We start from the raw sequence: 13,694 nt of genomic DNA on the forward strand, positions 1-13,694 counted from the left end.
CTGAGCCGCTCCCCCGCCGCCCTGAGCGGGGGTACCGGCGGGCGCGCCCGGTGTGCGAGGCTCGGCCCGATCGACATCGTCCCGCGACGGCACAAGTCCCCCCACGCCAAGGAGAGTCCCCGGCATGCGCATCGGTCTGCTCGGAACCGGCCCCTGGGCCCGGATGGTCCACGCCCCCGTCCTCGCCGCGCACGAGGGCCTCGACCTCGCCGGTGTGTGGGGCCGCCGCCCGGAGGCCGCGAAGGAGCTGGCGGACCTGCACGGCACCCGGGCCTACGACGACGTCGACGCGCTGTTCGCCGAGGTGGACGCGGTGGCCGTCGCGCTGCCGCCGGACGTGCAGGCGGAGCTGGCGGTGCGGGCGGCCCGGGCGGGCTGCCATCTGCTGCTGGACAAGCCGATCGCGACCACGCCGGAGGGCGGCCGTGCGGTGGTGCGGGCGGCCGAGGAGGCGGGGGTCGCGTCGGTCGTCTTCTTCACCACCCGTTTCGTACCGGAGGCCGCCGCGTGGATCGCCGAGCAGACGGCCGTCGGCGGCTGGTTCACGGCGCACGCCCAGTGGCTGGGGTCGGTGTTCGTCAGCGGCAGCGACTCCCCCTTCGCCACGCCGTGGCGCGGGGAGAAGGGCGCGCTGTGGGACGTCGGCCCGCACGCCCTGTCCGTGCTGCTGCCGGTCCTCGGCGACGTCCGCCGGGTGACGGCGGCCGCCCCGGGACCCGGCGACACCGTCCATGTGGTCCTGGACCACACCGGCGGCGCCTCCAGCACGGTGACGCTGAGCCTGACGGCGCCGCCCGCGGCGTCGGGCGCGGGCGTGGAGCTGCGCGGCGCGGCCGGGACGGCCCGGCTGCCCTCGGGCGGCCCGGACGCGTTCGCCGCCCTCACCCGGGCCGCCGACGCCCTGCGCACCGCCGCCGCGACCGGGCGCCCCGACCCGTGCGACGCCGCCTTCGGTCTGCGCGTCACCGAGATCCTCACCGACGCCCAGACCCTGCTGGACGCCGGCCGCCCCTGACTCAGCCCTCCTCGAACGGTTCGTCGCTCCACCGGAACCACGCCTGGTCGCCCTGGACGTGCAGCAGGAACTCGGCGACGGGACCGCTCGGCGACACCAGTCTCACGCGCCGCCGCACCTCGTCGTAGGCACGCTCCCACTCCTGCCAGTCGTACCCCTCCGCCTCCAGGCCGGCCTCCAGCAGGGCCAGCTCCCGGGCGAAGTAGGGTGCGACGGCGGCGAACCCCGGGCCGGGGCCGAACCGGCCCGACAGCCACGGGAAGTCGGCGTCGTCGATCCTGATCTCCCCCACCCGCTCCTCGCCGTCCGCGCCGCGCACCTGCCAGATCTCCCCGTCGCGTCCCATCGCGCCCCCGTCTCCCTCCGTCACGGTCCTCACCCCGCGTCCCAGGATGGCACCCGGGTCTGACAACGCGGCCGGGGCAGGGTCCGGGCGGGCGTCACCCCGGGAAGCCGTCCCGGCGTGCGCCGGTCCGTGGCGGGGTGGAGCGTGGGGGTGTGGCAGGAGCGGCGGAAACGGACAGGGAGCGACGGGGCTGGTTGCGGGGCGCGCCCCCGCCGCGGTGGGTGCGGGCGCTGCCGCTGCTGCTGATCGTCGGGGTGTGCGTGGCGACGCTGATCAGCCCCGATCCGCTGGACATCGGCTTCCTGCTGGGCGCGATCCCGCCGCTCGCGGTCCTGTCGTACGGTCCGCTGGCGACCGCGCTGCTGGGCACGACCGTGATCGTGATGCTCAACGTGCCGGCGTTGCAGCTCGACCGGCCGGGCCGCACCGACGTCCTGACGGTGGGCTTCGTCGCGGTGCTGAGCGTGTTCGTGGCGTTCGTGCGCAGCCGCCGGGACGTGCAGCTCGACACCGAGCGCACCATCGCGGAGGCGGCGCAGCGTGCCGTGGTGCCGCCGGTGCCGGAGCGGGTCGGCGCGGTGCGCTGCGCGGGGCTGTACCGGGCGGCGGAGCGCGGCACGCTGGTGGGCGGCGACTTCTTCGACGTACGGGAGAGCCCGTACGGGGTGCGGGCGGTGCTGGGGGACGTGCGCGGGCACGGGCTGGCGGCGATCGCCACGGTGGCGTCGCTGATGGGCGCGTTCCGGGAGGCGGTGCTCGACCGGCCGACGCTGGAGGACGTGGCGGCCCGGCTGGACCGGCGGCTGACGGTGGACTCGGCGCGGAGCCCGGACACGGAGCTGTTCGCGACGGCCGTCCTGCTGGAGTTCGCGCCGGGCGCGGACCGGGTGCGGATCGTGGTGTGCGGGCATCCGCCGCCGCTGCTCCTGCGCGACGGTACGGCGGCGGAGGTGCCCGCGGTGCCGTGGACGCCGCTGGGTCTCGGTCTGCCGGGGGCGGCCCCGGCGACCGGTCTCGACGTGCCGCTGCGGCCCGGGGACCGGGTGTTCCTCGCCTCGGACGGGGTGTGGGAGGCGAGGAACGCGGCCGGTGCCTTCTATCCGCTGCCGGAGCGGCTGCCTGCGCTGGCCGAGGACGCGGGCCCGGCGGTGACGGCCGACCGGGTGTGGGCGGACGTGCTGCGGCACTGTCCCGCGGTCCGGGACGACGTCACGATGCTCGTCCTGGCGCCGGGGCGTCCGGAGGCGGAGGCGGCCCCGGAGACTCGGTGAGCTTCTCGTCGTCGCCCTCCGCATCGATGTGCGGCAGGATCCGGTCCAGCCACCGGGGTGTCCACCAGGCGTGCGGGCCGAGCAGGGTGAGCACGGCGGGCACCATCAGCAGCCGCACGACGGTGGCGTCGATGAGGACACTGACCGCGAGGCCGAGCCCCAGCATCTTGACCACGATGTTGTCGCTGATGATGAACGCCGCGAACACGCTCACCATGATCAGGGCGGCGCAGGTGATGACCCGGGCGGTGATCTCCAGGGCGTGGGCGACGGACCCCTTGGCGTCGCCGGTGCGCACCCATGCCTCGTGGACGCGGGAGAGCAGGAAGATCTCGTAGTCCATGCTCAGGCCGAAGATGATCGCGAACATCATCATCGGTACATAGCTCTCGATGGGCACCTTGCCGTTGACGCCGAGCGCGGGCCCGCCCCAGCCCCACTGGAAGACGGCGACGACGACGCCGTACGAGGCCGTGATCGACAGGACGTTGAGGACGGCGGCCTTGACGGCGACCAGCAGGCCGCGGAAGACGGCGAGGATGATCAGGAAGGCGAGGGCGACGACGACGCCGATGATCAGCGGCAGCCGTTCGGCGACGATGTCGCGGAAGTCGACCTGGGCTGCGGTGGTGCCGGTGACGTACCCCTTGGCGTCGTAGCCGGAGACGGCGGCGGGGAGGGTGTCGTCGACGAGCCGGTTGGTCAGATCGGTGGTGGTGGCGCTCTGCGGGGACTGCTGCGAGTAGACGGTGGCGAGCAGCACGTCGCCGTCCTGGGTGGGCGTCAGCGGGGTGACCGTGGCCGCGCCGGACACCGCGTTCAGGGTCTTCTGGGCCTGGTCGGAGAGGTCGGAGCGTTTGTCGGAGGGGACGGACGTCTGGTCGATGACGACGGTGAGGGGCCCGTTGGAGCCGGGACCGAAGGCGTCGGTCATCAGGTCGTAGGCGCGCCGGTCGGTGAAGGACGTCGGGTCGGCGCCGTCGCCGATGTGGCCGAGCTGGATGGAGAAGACCGGGATGGCGAGGATCGCGATGACGGCGATCCCGCCGCCGAGGAACTGCCAGGGGCGGCGTTCGACGCGGCGGGCGTAGGTGTGCCAGGTGCCGTGCGCGGGGGCGCCCGGTTCGGCGTCGGTCTCGGCGACGGGCTTGCGCACGTGGTAGCGGTCGATCCGGCGGCCGATCAGCCCGAGGAACGCGGGGACAAGGGTGAGGGCGCCGACGACGGCGGTGACCACCGTGACGGCGGCGGCGACACCGAGCTTGCCGATGAAGGACACCCCGGACGCGTACAGACCGGCCAGGGCGATGATCACGGTGGTGCCGGAGACGAGGACGGCGCGGCCGCTGGTGGTGTTGGCGTGTCCGGCCGCCGCGACGGGGTCGGCGCCGTTCATGAGGTTCTGCCGGTGCCGGGTGATCTGGAAGAGGGCGTAGTCGATGCCGACGCCCAGACCGATCATGGTGGCGAGGGTCGGTGAGACGGTCGCGAAGGTGAAGGCGGCGGCGAGCAGACCGAGCAGCCCCAGTCCGCAGATCACGCTGATCAGCGCGGTGACCAGGGGCAGTACGGCGGCGATGACACTGCCGAAGCCGATCAGCAGCACGATGATGGCGACCGCGAAGCCGATGAGTTCGCTGACCCGGTCGTCCGGGGCGGGCCGGGCGAGTTCACCGAGCGAGCCGCCGTACTCGACGTCGGCGCCGGCGGCCCGCAGCGGCTGGACGGCGTCGTCCACGCCGTCGAGGTAGGCGTCGCCGAGGGTGGACGGCTGCACGTCGAAGCGGACCGTGATGTAGGCCGTCTTGCCGTCGCCGGAGACCGGGCCGACCTTGGTGGAGCTCTGCGAGAGCGGGTTCTGCGCCGAGAGCACATGGGGGAGCTTCTGGAGGCTGGCGACCGTCGTGGACATCGGGGAGGCGAGCCCGCTCACGGCGTCGTCGTCGTGCAGGACGATCTGGCTGCTGTAGCCGCCGGCCTGCGGATCGTGCTTCTCGAGCACGTCCAGGCCCTTCGTGGACTGCACGTCCGAGAGCTGGAAGTTGTCCTCGTACTCCCCGCCGAACTGGCGGTCGAGCACCTGAACGGCGACCAGCGCGACCAGCCAGGCGGCGATGACGACGACGAAGTGGCGGGCGCACCAGGCGCCGAGCCGCCTGAGTCCCCCGCCTCGCGGTTCCCCGGCACCGGTGGGTTCCATGTTCTGGGCCTTCTGTGCCGCGCGTCGTCCGCGCTGTCCGTTCGGGCGTCCCGGGCAAGCCGGTTGTGCCCTGAGTAAGCCCATTACACGCCCCGCCGATCATCCCGGCATCTCGACGGAACGCCCCCTTCCGGATGCACGCTCCGCCGTCAGGATGAATGGTGTTAGTGGACCCGTTGACCGCACCGGGCCCGTGCAGCCCTTCGGACGCGAGGAGCGGACACCATGCCCACGTCACAGCCCGGCGACTCCCAGCCCTCCCGGGAACGCGCCACCCCGGACAACCTGCTCCACACCCGCACCGGCACCGAGGTGTCGCCCGAGGACATGGTCCTGGCCACCGGCCGGGACATCACCCCCCGCAATCTCGCCTGGGCCAAGCGCAAGCTCGACGAGGAGGGGCCGGCGGCGATCGAGAAGCTGCTGCCCTGACCCACCGGCCCGGGGCCGCCGTACCGACGGCCGGGCGGCCGCGCCGTGCCCTGCCACGGGCGGCCGCCCCGCCGTTCGCCCATTCCTTGCCCGTTCACCCTTTCGCCCCGGGCCCCGGCACTGACAGACTCCGGAGGATGCCCGACTTCGACATGCTCGTCCTCGGTTCAGGTCCCGGCGGTCAGAAGGCCGCCATCGCCGCGGCCAAACTGGGTCGCCGAGCCGCCGTCATCGACCGCCCCGACATGGTGGGCGGGGTCTCCCTGCACACCGGCACCATCCCCTCCAAGACCCTGCGCGAGGCGGTGCTCTATCTCACCGGACTCACCCAGCGCGATCTGTACGGGCAGAGCTACCGGCTGAAGGAGGACATCACCGTCGCCGATCTGACCGCGCGCACCCAGCACGTGGTCGGCCGCGAGACCGATGTCATCCGCAGCCAACTGTCCCGCAACAACGTCCAGTTGTTCTCCGGCACCGGCCGGTTCGTCGATCCGCACACCGTCGCCCTGCGCGAGGCGGGCGGGCAGGAGCGGCGGATCAGCGCCGAGCACGTGGTGATCGCCACCGGGACCCGGCCGGCGCGGCCGGACAGCGTGGAGTTCGACGGCCGGACCATCCTCGACTCCGACAACGTGCTCACCGTCGAGCGGGTGCCCCGGTCCATGGTCATCGTGGGTGCCGGAGTGATCGGCATGGAGTACGCCTCGATGTTCGCCGCGCTCGGCAGCAAGGTCACGGTCGTCGAGAAGCGGGCCGGGATGCTCGACATGTGCGACGTCGAGGTCATCGAGTCGCTCAAGTACCATCTGCGGGACCTGGCGGTGACCTTCCGGTTCGGGGAGACCGTCGCCGCCGTGGAGCGGCATCCGCGGGGCACGCTGACCGTGCTGGCCAGCGGCAAGAAGATCCCGGCGGACGCGGTGATGTACTCGGCGGGCCGGCAGGGGCTAACCGACGAACTCGACCTGGAGAAGGCCGGGTTGGCCGCCGATCCGCGGGGCCGGATCGAGGTCGACGAGCACTACCGCACCGCGGTCCCGCACATCTACGCCGTGGGGGACGTCATCGGCTTCCCGGCGCTCGCGGCGACCTCGATGGAGCAGGGCAGGGCGGCCGCGTACCACGCCTGCGGGGAGCCGGTGGCGCGGATGCACCACCTCCAGCCCATCGGCATCTACACCATCCCCGAGATCAGCTTCGTGGGCCGCACGGAGGACCAACTCACCGAGGACAGCGTGCCGTTCGAGGTGGGCATCGCCCGCTACCGGGAGCTGGCGCGCGGTCAGATCATCGGCGACGCGCACGGGATGCTGAAGCTGCTGGTCTCCCCCGTCGACCGGACGCTGCTCGGGGTGCACTGCTTCGGCTCCGGCGCGACCGAGCTGATCCACATCGGCCAGTCGGTGATGGGCTGCGGCGGAACCGTCGACTATCTGGTGGACGCCGTCTTCAACTACCCGACGCTGGCGGAGTCGTACAAGGTCGCGGCGCTGGACGCCACCAACCGGCTGCGGCAGCTCGACCGGATCGGCGACTGACGAAGCCCCCTCGCCCGCACCGGCAAGTGCCGTGCCCGTCACGGCACTTGCCGGTCCTGTCGGACGCGTCACGTTACCCGCAAGTCAATCTTGAAACCTCAAGTGTGCGGGCTATCATCACTCGCGACTGGGTGTGACCGTCCGCCGACGCTGTGGTGGCCGGTGTCTCCACCGCGTTCGCCCGACCGGCGCTTTCGCGGGCCGTGTGCACGACGGAAAGCAGCGCAGGCATGAGCAAGGGCACCGGACGCGGGCTCCAGGCGAACGCCCTCGGAACCTTCGACACCGTGGTGATGGCCGTCGCGGGCAGCGCCCCGGCGTACTCCGTCGCCGCCACGACGGCGGTCCTGTTCGGTGCCGTGGGACCGGCCGGTCCGGCGGCGCTGCTGTACTGCGCGCTGCCGATGGCCGGCATCGCGATGGCCTACAGCCGGCTCGGCCGGATCGACGTCAACGCGGGGGCGGGCTACTCGTGGGTGGGGCGCACGCTCCACCCCTTCCTGGGCTTCCTCAGCGGATGGGCGCTGGTCGTCTCGGCCACCCTCTTCATGGTCGCGGGATCGCTTCCGGCCGGGGCGATGACCCTGGCCCTCTTCGACGCGGAGCTGGCCGGCCACACGGCGCTGTCGACGGCGGTGGGCGCCGGCTGGTTCGTCCTGATGCTGGCGGTGGTGCTGGGCGGGGCCCGGCTCACCGTGCGCGCCCAGATCCTCATGTCCGGCGTCGAGTTGGCGATCCTCGCCCTGTTCGCGCTGCTCGCGCTCTTCCACACCGGCGGCCGCGGGCAGCCGTTCGAGTGGTCCTGGCTCGGCCTCGGACACTTCGACGGGGTGGCCGGGTTCGCCTCGGGCGCGCTGGTGGCCGCGTTCTACTTCTGGGGGTGGGACGTCACCGGCAACCTCAGCGAGGAGACCCGCGACAGCCGCCGCACCGCCGGGCTCGCGGGACTGCTCGGACTGGGCATCGTCTTCCTGCTGTTCGAGGTGTTCACCATCGCGGTCGGCGTGATCCTCAGCGGGCCCGAGATCAGCGCGAACGGCGCCGACGTGCTGGCGGCGCTCGGCGAGGCGGTGTGGCCGGGGACCGGCGGGAAGCTGCTGACGGTCGCCGTGATGCTGTCCACCATCGCCACCCTGGAGACCACGCTCATCCAGGTCACCCGCTCCCTGTTCGCGATGGGCCGGGACCGTACGATGCCGGCCGCGCTGGGCCGGGTGCACCGCACCTGGAACACCCCGTGGGTGGCGATCGTGGTGGTCGGCGGGGTCGCGCTGGTGATGTTCGTGGCCTCCAACGCGCTGGGCTCGGTCGGCGACATCCTCGCCGACGCGATCGCGGCGATCGGCCTCCAGATCTCCGTCTACTACGGCCTGGCGGGGCTGGCCGCGGTCGTCGCCTACCGCAGGACCCTGCTGAGGTCCCCGGCCGACTTCGTCCTCGGCGGGCTGTGGCCGCTGTTCGGCTCGGTCTTTATGTTCTGGATCCTCTTCGAGTCGCTGGGCGAGCTGGAGCCGGCGGCGGTCGCCATCGGGCTCGGCGGGCTCGCCGTGGGGCTGGTGCCGATGCTCTGGTACTGGCGGCGGGGCAGCGACTACTACCGGCCCGCCCGGCTGGACGCCTCGCGCACCGTCGAGGCGGACTGTGTGCCCGTACGGCACCCGGCGGGCACGGCGACGGGCCACGAGGGCCCGCCGACCGACTTCTGAGGGGGAGCGTGAGGGCGCGCAACCGTTTCGTTCCCGGCTTCGACCCCGACTGCGGGGACGCGGCCCTGTCCTCCGTCCGCCACGACATCGTGATCGGCCGCTGGCAGGGGGTGCGCGATCTGCTGCGGACGACCGGCGCGGACTGGCTCGCCCGCGGGCACCGGGTGCGGCAGCTCGCCCAGGCGTGCGCGGGCAGTTCGACGGTGGAGACCTGGCTGGCCGCGGAACCGCACAGCGCGGACGCGCTGGTGCTGCGCGCCGCCACCGAGACGGTCCGGGCGTTCCACCTGGCCATCGCCGCGGGCCGGGGCGTGCCGATCGACCAGCGGCGCGTCGACGCGGCGGTGGCGGCCTGTCTGTCGGCGACCGAGTCCTATCTCGACGACCCGACGCCGTGGATCTCCCTGATCTCCGTGGCCCGGCTCTATCCGGCCGGGGTGCGGCGGCAGGAACTGGCGCGCTGGTGGGACGAGTTGCACCGGCGCGACCCGTACAGCATGGAGGGGCATCTCCAGGTGCTGCACTACTACTCCGCGCGCTGGCACGGCTCGCACGGCCTGATGTACGACTTCGCGCGGGACGCGGCCGGGGTGGCGCCCCGGGGCTGTCCGCTGCCGGTGCTGGTGCAGTACGCGCGCGTGGAGGAGTACCGGTACGCCGTCGACACCACCGCCGGGCGCTCCGCGACCGTGGGGCTCGGCCAGCACTGGACCGACGACGCCGCGGCGAGCGACGTACGCCGCACCTGGGAGCGGTGGTTCACCGGCCGGGTCCGCGGCACCGTCGCCCCCGGCGCGCTGCGCGACTGCAACTATCTCGCCCACGCCGCGTGTTCGGCCCGCGCCGAGGACATCGCGGGCCCGCTCCTCACCCACCTCGGCACCCGCTTCACCCGCACGCCCTGGTCCTGCACCGGCGACCCCGCCCAGCAGATCACGCGCTGGCGCAAGGAGTACGTCCGCCGCTGACGTCCGTCACCTCATGACCGCCCCCGCCCCGGCGCCGGTGCGATGTGCAGCCGCAGCATCGGGGAGCGGTGGACCGCCCAGTCGCGGGCGTACGCGGGCGGGGTGCCGTCCGGGCGGGTGAGGGCGGCGGTGGGGATACGGCGGGCCGTGCCGCGGACGGTGGCCTCCGTGGCGTTGGCGTTGTGGCCGCGGACGGCGGCGGAGGAGCAGCCGGCGTAGTAGGCGACGGGGATGGCGTCGGCGCCGGTGAGGAGACAGGGCGGGCGGACGCCGAGACGGTGCAGTTGGGCGGCGGCCCGGGCCCAGTCGCGGTGGTGGGCGGTGGTGCGGTCCACGGTGCGGTCCAGGACCGCGTACTGCACGGCGAGATGTCCGGCGACGGCGAGCGCGGTGAGGGCCGCGACGACCGGGCGCGGGCGGCCGTCCGGACGGGTGACCAGGTGGAGCAGGGCGTCGGCGACCGGGATCGCGAGGAGGGCGTAGACGGGCAGCAGGAAGCGCGGCGCCGCGTAGCCGATCATGAACAGATAGGGGACGGCGGCGGTCGTGGCGCAGGCCAGCGGGAGCAGGGTGGGCGCGGTGCGGCGGGCGCGGACCGCGATCACCAGGCCGAGGGCGGCGACCAGCGGCAGCACGAACCACCAGGCCATGATCACCGGGTGGGGCAGGGAGCCGGTGCAGGGGCGGCACAGGGTGCGGCCGACCAGGCCGCGCAGTTGGTCGTCGACGGCGAGGTTCCAGCCGAGGCCGCCCTGGATGCGGGACGCCTCGGACAGCCGCCGGCCCAGGCCGCCGTGGGCGATGTACGCCTCGATCACCCACTGGACGCCGCCCGCGGCGAGGCCCGCCAGCAGGAGCAGCCCGAGGCCGCGGTGGCGCAGGGCGGCGAGGACGAGGAGGGGCAGCGCCAGCCAGACGGCGTCGGTGGGCCGCATCCACGCCATCAGCGCGGCGCCGGCGGCGAGGCCCGCGAGGGCGGCCGGGTCGCGGCTGCCGGCACGGGCGCGCAGGAAGCAGCCGACGCAGACGAGTCCGCCGAGGGCGACCCAGAGGTTGGGCATCGCCTGGGGGCCGTAGAAGAGGGTCACCCACAGGGAGGCGAAGAAGGCGCCGGCGACGGTCAGGACGCGGTCGGGGAAGAGGGGGCGCCAGATCCGCAGGGCGAGGTAGAGGCCGGTGCCGGAGAGGAGGGCGAGGTAGATCCTCAGCAGTTCCGTCGACGTCGACCAGGAGACGACCGGTGCCGTGAGGAGGGAGACGCCCCGGGCGCGGGGGGCGCTGAAGAAGGCGGGGGGTGCCTGGGCGGCGTACTGGCTGACGTACACCGTCTCGTCCCAGCCGAGGCCGAGGCCGGGGCGGACCAGGAGGAGCTGGGCGAGGGTGAACGCGGCGGCCACGACGGCGAGCGGCAGGGCGCAGCGCTCGCGCCAGGTGGTGCCGGACGCGTGCGCCGGGGTGCCTCGCCGGCCGCCGACGAGCAGGGCGTTCGCGCCGTTGGACATGACCCACCCCTTGCCCGGGATCAGCGGAGAGAGAAAGCACGGAGAAGCACGGAGAGAAAGCGGGGCGAAACGTAAGAAAATCTTTAAAACACGGTCAAGCTAGCCCACTTGCGCGCCGGGCGCGGGGCCGGATACGCCCACCCGGGTCAGCGGCCGGGCTGGGACACTCGGCGGTGTGCTGACTTTCGACGACCTGTGCCATCGCGCCCGCTCCCTCGTCCGGGACGGCGGCCCGCGCGTCCTGCTCGGCATCGCGGGCAGTCCGGGCGCCGGGAAGACGACCCTCGCCGAACGCCTCGTCCGCGCCCTGGAAGGGGAGCGCGGCGAGGGGGCGTGGGCTGCGCACGTGCCGATGGACGGCTTCCATCTGGCCGACGCCGAACTCGACCGGCTCGGCCGCCGCGACCGCAAGGGCGCCCCCGACACCTTCGACGCGGCCGGGTACGCGGCCCTGCTGCGCCGGCTGCGCGAGGAGGGCGACGGCGAGGACATCGTGTACGCGCCCGGTTTCGAACGGGAGCTGGAGCAGCCGCTCGCGGGCGCGCTCCCGGTGCCGCCGACGGCCCGGCTGATCGTCACGGAGGGCAACTACCTCCTCCTCGGCACGGGCGCGTGGACGCGGGTACGGGCCGCGCTGGACGAGGTCTGGTTCTGCGAGACCGACGAGGAGGAACGGCTCCGCCGCCTGATCGCCCGCCACGAACGCTTCGGCAAGGCCCACACCGAGGCGGTGGCCTGGACACACGGCACCGACCGACGCAACGCCGCCCTGGTGGCGTCCACCCGGGAGCGGGCGGATCTGGTGGTGCGGGTGGGGTGACGGCGGGCCGTTCGCGGGCCGTTCGAGCGCGTCGGGATGAACTCCTGCGCGCCTCGCGCCGTACCCGTGTGCACAGATGGCGGTTCGGGGGCGCGATCATGGTGTACCGGCGGTAACTGCAAGCGGGACGGCGGTTGCCGGGCTTTCGGGCACGGTGGCCGGGACGGGCCGTGAGCTATGTTGAGCTGCGTGGGAGACAAAGGAGGCGCACCGGTGCCATCGCCCCAGCAGGCACGCGCACAGGCATCCGCCATCACCTCGGGAAAGACCGCGCCGGAGGCGGAGGTGTCCCCGACCTCCCGGTTGCGGGCCCTCTTCGACGGGCCTCATCTGTCCCCGGGGCAACGGCGCATCGCCCAGTATCTGATCGAGAACATCACCGAGGCGGCGTTCCTGTCGATCACCGACCTCGCCGATCGCGTGGGGGTGAGCCAGCCCTCGGTGACCCGGTTCGCCGCGGCCGTCGGGTTCAGCGGGTACCCCGCGCTGCGCGAGCGGCTCCAGTCGATCGCGCTCGGCACCCTGGCGGGCGGCCCGGCGACGGCCGAGGTGAACCGGAGCAACGAGCTCCAGGCGGCGGTGGACGCGGAGATCGAGAACCTGGAGAACCTGCGGCGCGACTTCGCCGACCCGGACCAGGTCATCGACATCGGCCGCAAGCTGTCGCAGTCGACACCGCTGACCATCCTGGGCCTGCGGATCTCGGTCTCGCTCGCGGAGTACTTCGCGTACGCGGCCCGGCGGGTCCATCCGGACGTACGGCTGGTGACGCGCGGCGGCAGCGTGGCCTACGACGCGCTGCTCCAGTCCCGCGAGGCGGGCGGCACCTGGGTGCTGGCGTTCTCGATGCCGCGGCACGCGACGGAGACCCTGACCGCGGTCCGGGTGGCCCGCAGCGCCGGACTGAAGGTCGCCCTGATCACCGATCTGGCGCTGGGTCCGGTGGCCGACGAGGCCGACGTCACCTTCGCCACCGGTACGGGCTCCCGGCTGGTCTTCGACTCGTACGCGGCCCCCGGGATGATGGCCGCCGCGGTGCTCCAGGCCATGACGGACGCCGGCCCCGAACGCACCCAGGCGCGGCTCGAGGAGTACGAGCAGATCGCCGAGCAGCACCAGTTCTTCCTGCGCGACTGACCCGCGACCGACCCACCCCCCTCCCTGAAAAGCGACACAGGGATCATTGCGGCCAAATCGCGCATGAATGTTTTCATACTCCTTGCAAAGCAGACGGCATATATAAATACTGCGTACGCCGCACCCGCCCAGCAGGGCACCCGGTACGAGCGCCCGAAGCCGCCGTCCCCTACCCGCGTCGGCGCCCAGGGCACTCGGGGCTCTCCTGGCGAGAGCACCGTGGCGGCCCCGGTCATCCCCTGGACCGGGGCCGCCCCGAACTGTCGGACCACCCGTCCCGACGCCACCCTCCCGGAAGCGATGATCATGACCCTGACGACGACGACTCGCATCAGCCCGGACTGGCCGTGCCAGGTCAAGAACCCGGGGAGCTACGACTGGGAGCGCTCGGCCGCCAAGTGGCTGCGCGAACTGGTCCCCGCGCGCTACGCGAGCTACCCGGCGCTGCTGCGCCACCCCGTGCTGCTCGCCCGGCACGCGCAGCTCCAGGTGCAGCAGGAGGTCCGGGTGGCCCGTACCGCCCTCCAGACCGCCCGCGCCGATCTGCCCCGCCTGGGCATGCCCGAGTCGGTCATCGAGCACACGATCAAGCTCTACGCCGCCGAGGTCATGCAGCTCCAGCACATCGCCCGCAGCGTCCGCGCGGTCACCCAGGCGCTGGTGGAGCACGGCACCACCCGCTGAACCGCGCCTTCCGTCCCGGGTGTCCTCCCCGCCGGGGAGGCTGGTCGAAGGCCCTGATCACCGCGGCACGCC

General features: G+C 73.1%; 12 protein-coding genes. 9 read left to right on the forward strand and 3 right to left on the reverse strand.

Translation table 11 applies throughout. The features are described from left to right. Nucleotides 1-124 precede the first annotated feature (124 nt). A complete protein-coding gene (locus G6W55_RS02240) occupies nucleotides 125-1,015 on the forward strand; it encodes a Gfo/Idh/MocA family protein (protein WP_175519046.1) in 891 nt (296 codons plus the stop codon). A gap of 1 nt (nucleotide 1,016) precedes the next feature. Here the strand turns inward: G6W55_RS02240 and G6W55_RS02245 are convergent, their stop codons facing one another. Next, nucleotides 1,017-1,361, reverse strand: a complete 345-nt coding sequence (locus G6W55_RS02245) for a hypothetical protein (protein WP_175519047.1) — start codon at nucleotides 1,359-1,361, stop codon at nucleotides 1,017-1,019. A gap of 194 nt (nucleotides 1,362-1,555) precedes the next feature. Here G6W55_RS02245 and G6W55_RS02250 point away from each other — a divergent pair, with 194 nt between their 5' ends. Then, nucleotides 1,556-2,632, forward strand: coding sequence for a PP2C family protein-serine/threonine phosphatase (locus G6W55_RS02250; protein WP_217686382.1), 1,077 nt, complete (start codon nucleotides 1,556-1,558; stop codon nucleotides 2,630-2,632). Here G6W55_RS02250 and G6W55_RS02255 read toward each other — a convergent pair. Continuing rightward, nucleotides 2,571-4,832, reverse strand: coding sequence for an MMPL family transporter (locus G6W55_RS02255; protein ID WP_175519049.1), 2,262 nt, complete (start codon nucleotides 4,830-4,832; stop codon nucleotides 2,571-2,573). The two genes, G6W55_RS02250 and G6W55_RS02255, sit on opposite strands and share 62 nt — an antisense overlap. Before the next feature lie 225 nt (nucleotides 4,833-5,057). On the opposite strand from G6W55_RS02255, the gene G6W55_RS02260 reads away from it, so the two are divergent. The 4 genes from G6W55_RS02260 (at nucleotide 5,058) to G6W55_RS02275 (ending at nucleotide 9,479) form a co-directional block, all read left to right on the forward strand. Beyond that, nucleotides 5,058-5,264 (forward strand): hypothetical protein, encoded by a 207-nt coding sequence (locus G6W55_RS02260; RefSeq protein ID WP_030795836.1) that lies wholly within the window; start codon nucleotides 5,058-5,060, stop codon nucleotides 5,262-5,264. Nucleotides 5,265-5,401: 137 nt separating this feature from the next. After that, nucleotides 5,402-6,805, forward strand: coding sequence for a Si-specific NAD(P)(+) transhydrogenase (gene sthA, locus G6W55_RS02265; protein ID WP_175519050.1), 1,404 nt, complete (start codon nucleotides 5,402-5,404; stop codon nucleotides 6,803-6,805). 230 nt (nucleotides 6,806-7,035) lie between these two features. Then, entirely contained in the window at nucleotides 7,036-8,511 is a 1,476-nt protein-coding gene (locus G6W55_RS02270; protein WP_175519051.1) for an APC family permease, read from the forward strand. Nucleotides 8,512-8,519: 8 nt separating this feature from the next. Continuing rightward, entirely contained in the window at nucleotides 8,520-9,479 is a 960-nt protein-coding gene (locus G6W55_RS02275) for a hypothetical protein (protein ID WP_175519052.1), read from the forward strand. A gap of 11 nt (nucleotides 9,480-9,490) precedes the next feature. Here G6W55_RS02275 and G6W55_RS02280 read toward each other — a convergent pair whose 3' ends face one another. Continuing rightward, nucleotides 9,491-10,981: a hypothetical protein gene (locus tag G6W55_RS02280; protein ID WP_175519053.1), complete on the reverse strand. Its 1,491-nt coding sequence runs from the start codon at nucleotides 10,979-10,981 to the stop codon at nucleotides 9,491-9,493. Between the two features lie 178 nt (nucleotides 10,982-11,159). Here G6W55_RS02280 and G6W55_RS02285 point away from each other — a divergent pair, with 178 nt between their 5' ends. The 3 genes from G6W55_RS02285 (at nucleotide 11,160) to G6W55_RS02295 (ending at nucleotide 13,622) form a co-directional block, all read left to right on the forward strand. Then, nucleotides 11,160-11,801, forward strand: coding sequence for a nucleoside/nucleotide kinase family protein (locus G6W55_RS02285; RefSeq protein ID WP_175519182.1), 642 nt, complete (start codon nucleotides 11,160-11,162; stop codon nucleotides 11,799-11,801). 213 nt (nucleotides 11,802-12,014) lie between these two features. After that, nucleotides 12,015-12,938: a MurR/RpiR family transcriptional regulator gene (locus G6W55_RS02290; protein ID WP_037876647.1), complete on the forward strand. Its 924-nt coding sequence runs from the start codon at nucleotides 12,015-12,017 to the stop codon at nucleotides 12,936-12,938. Between the two features lie 300 nt (nucleotides 12,939-13,238). Next, nucleotides 13,239-13,622, forward strand: coding sequence for a hypothetical protein (locus G6W55_RS02295; RefSeq protein WP_175519054.1), 384 nt, complete (start codon nucleotides 13,239-13,241; stop codon nucleotides 13,620-13,622). Nucleotides 13,623-13,694: the final 72 nt, after the last annotated feature.

Source organism: Streptomyces sp. CAI-85 (assembly GCF_013363615.1).
GTDB lineage: Bacteria > Actinomycetota > Actinomycetes > Streptomycetales > Streptomycetaceae > Streptomyces > Streptomyces antibioticus_B.

Excerpts from the sequence above, each read along its gene's own strand:
- G6W55_RS02295 (WP_175519054.1), top strand. The coding sequence starts at position 13,239 with ATGATCATGACCCTGACGACGACGACTCGCATCAGCCCGGACTGGCCG.
- G6W55_RS02260 (WP_030795836.1), top strand. The coding sequence starts at position 5,058 with ATGCCCACGTCACAGCCCGGCGACTCCCAGCCCTCCCGGGAACGCGCC.
- G6W55_RS02270 (WP_175519051.1), top strand. The coding sequence starts at position 7,036 with ATGAGCAAGGGCACCGGACGCGGGCTCCAGGCGAACGCCCTCGGAACC.
- G6W55_RS02280 (WP_175519053.1), bottom strand. The coding sequence starts at position 10,981 with ATGTCCAACGGCGCGAACGCCCTGCTCGTCGGCGGCCGGCGAGGCACC.
- G6W55_RS02255 (WP_175519049.1), bottom strand. The coding sequence starts at position 4,832 with ATGGAACCCACCGGTGCCGGGGAACCGCGAGGCGGGGGACTCAGGCGG.
- sthA (WP_175519050.1), top strand. The coding sequence starts at position 5,402 with ATGCCCGACTTCGACATGCTCGTCCTCGGTTCAGGTCCCGGCGGTCAG.
- G6W55_RS02245 (WP_175519047.1), bottom strand. The coding sequence starts at position 1,361 with ATGGGACGCGACGGGGAGATCTGGCAGGTGCGCGGCGCGGACGGCGAG.
- G6W55_RS02240 (WP_175519046.1), top strand. The coding sequence starts at position 125 with ATGCGCATCGGTCTGCTCGGAACCGGCCCCTGGGCCCGGATGGTCCAC.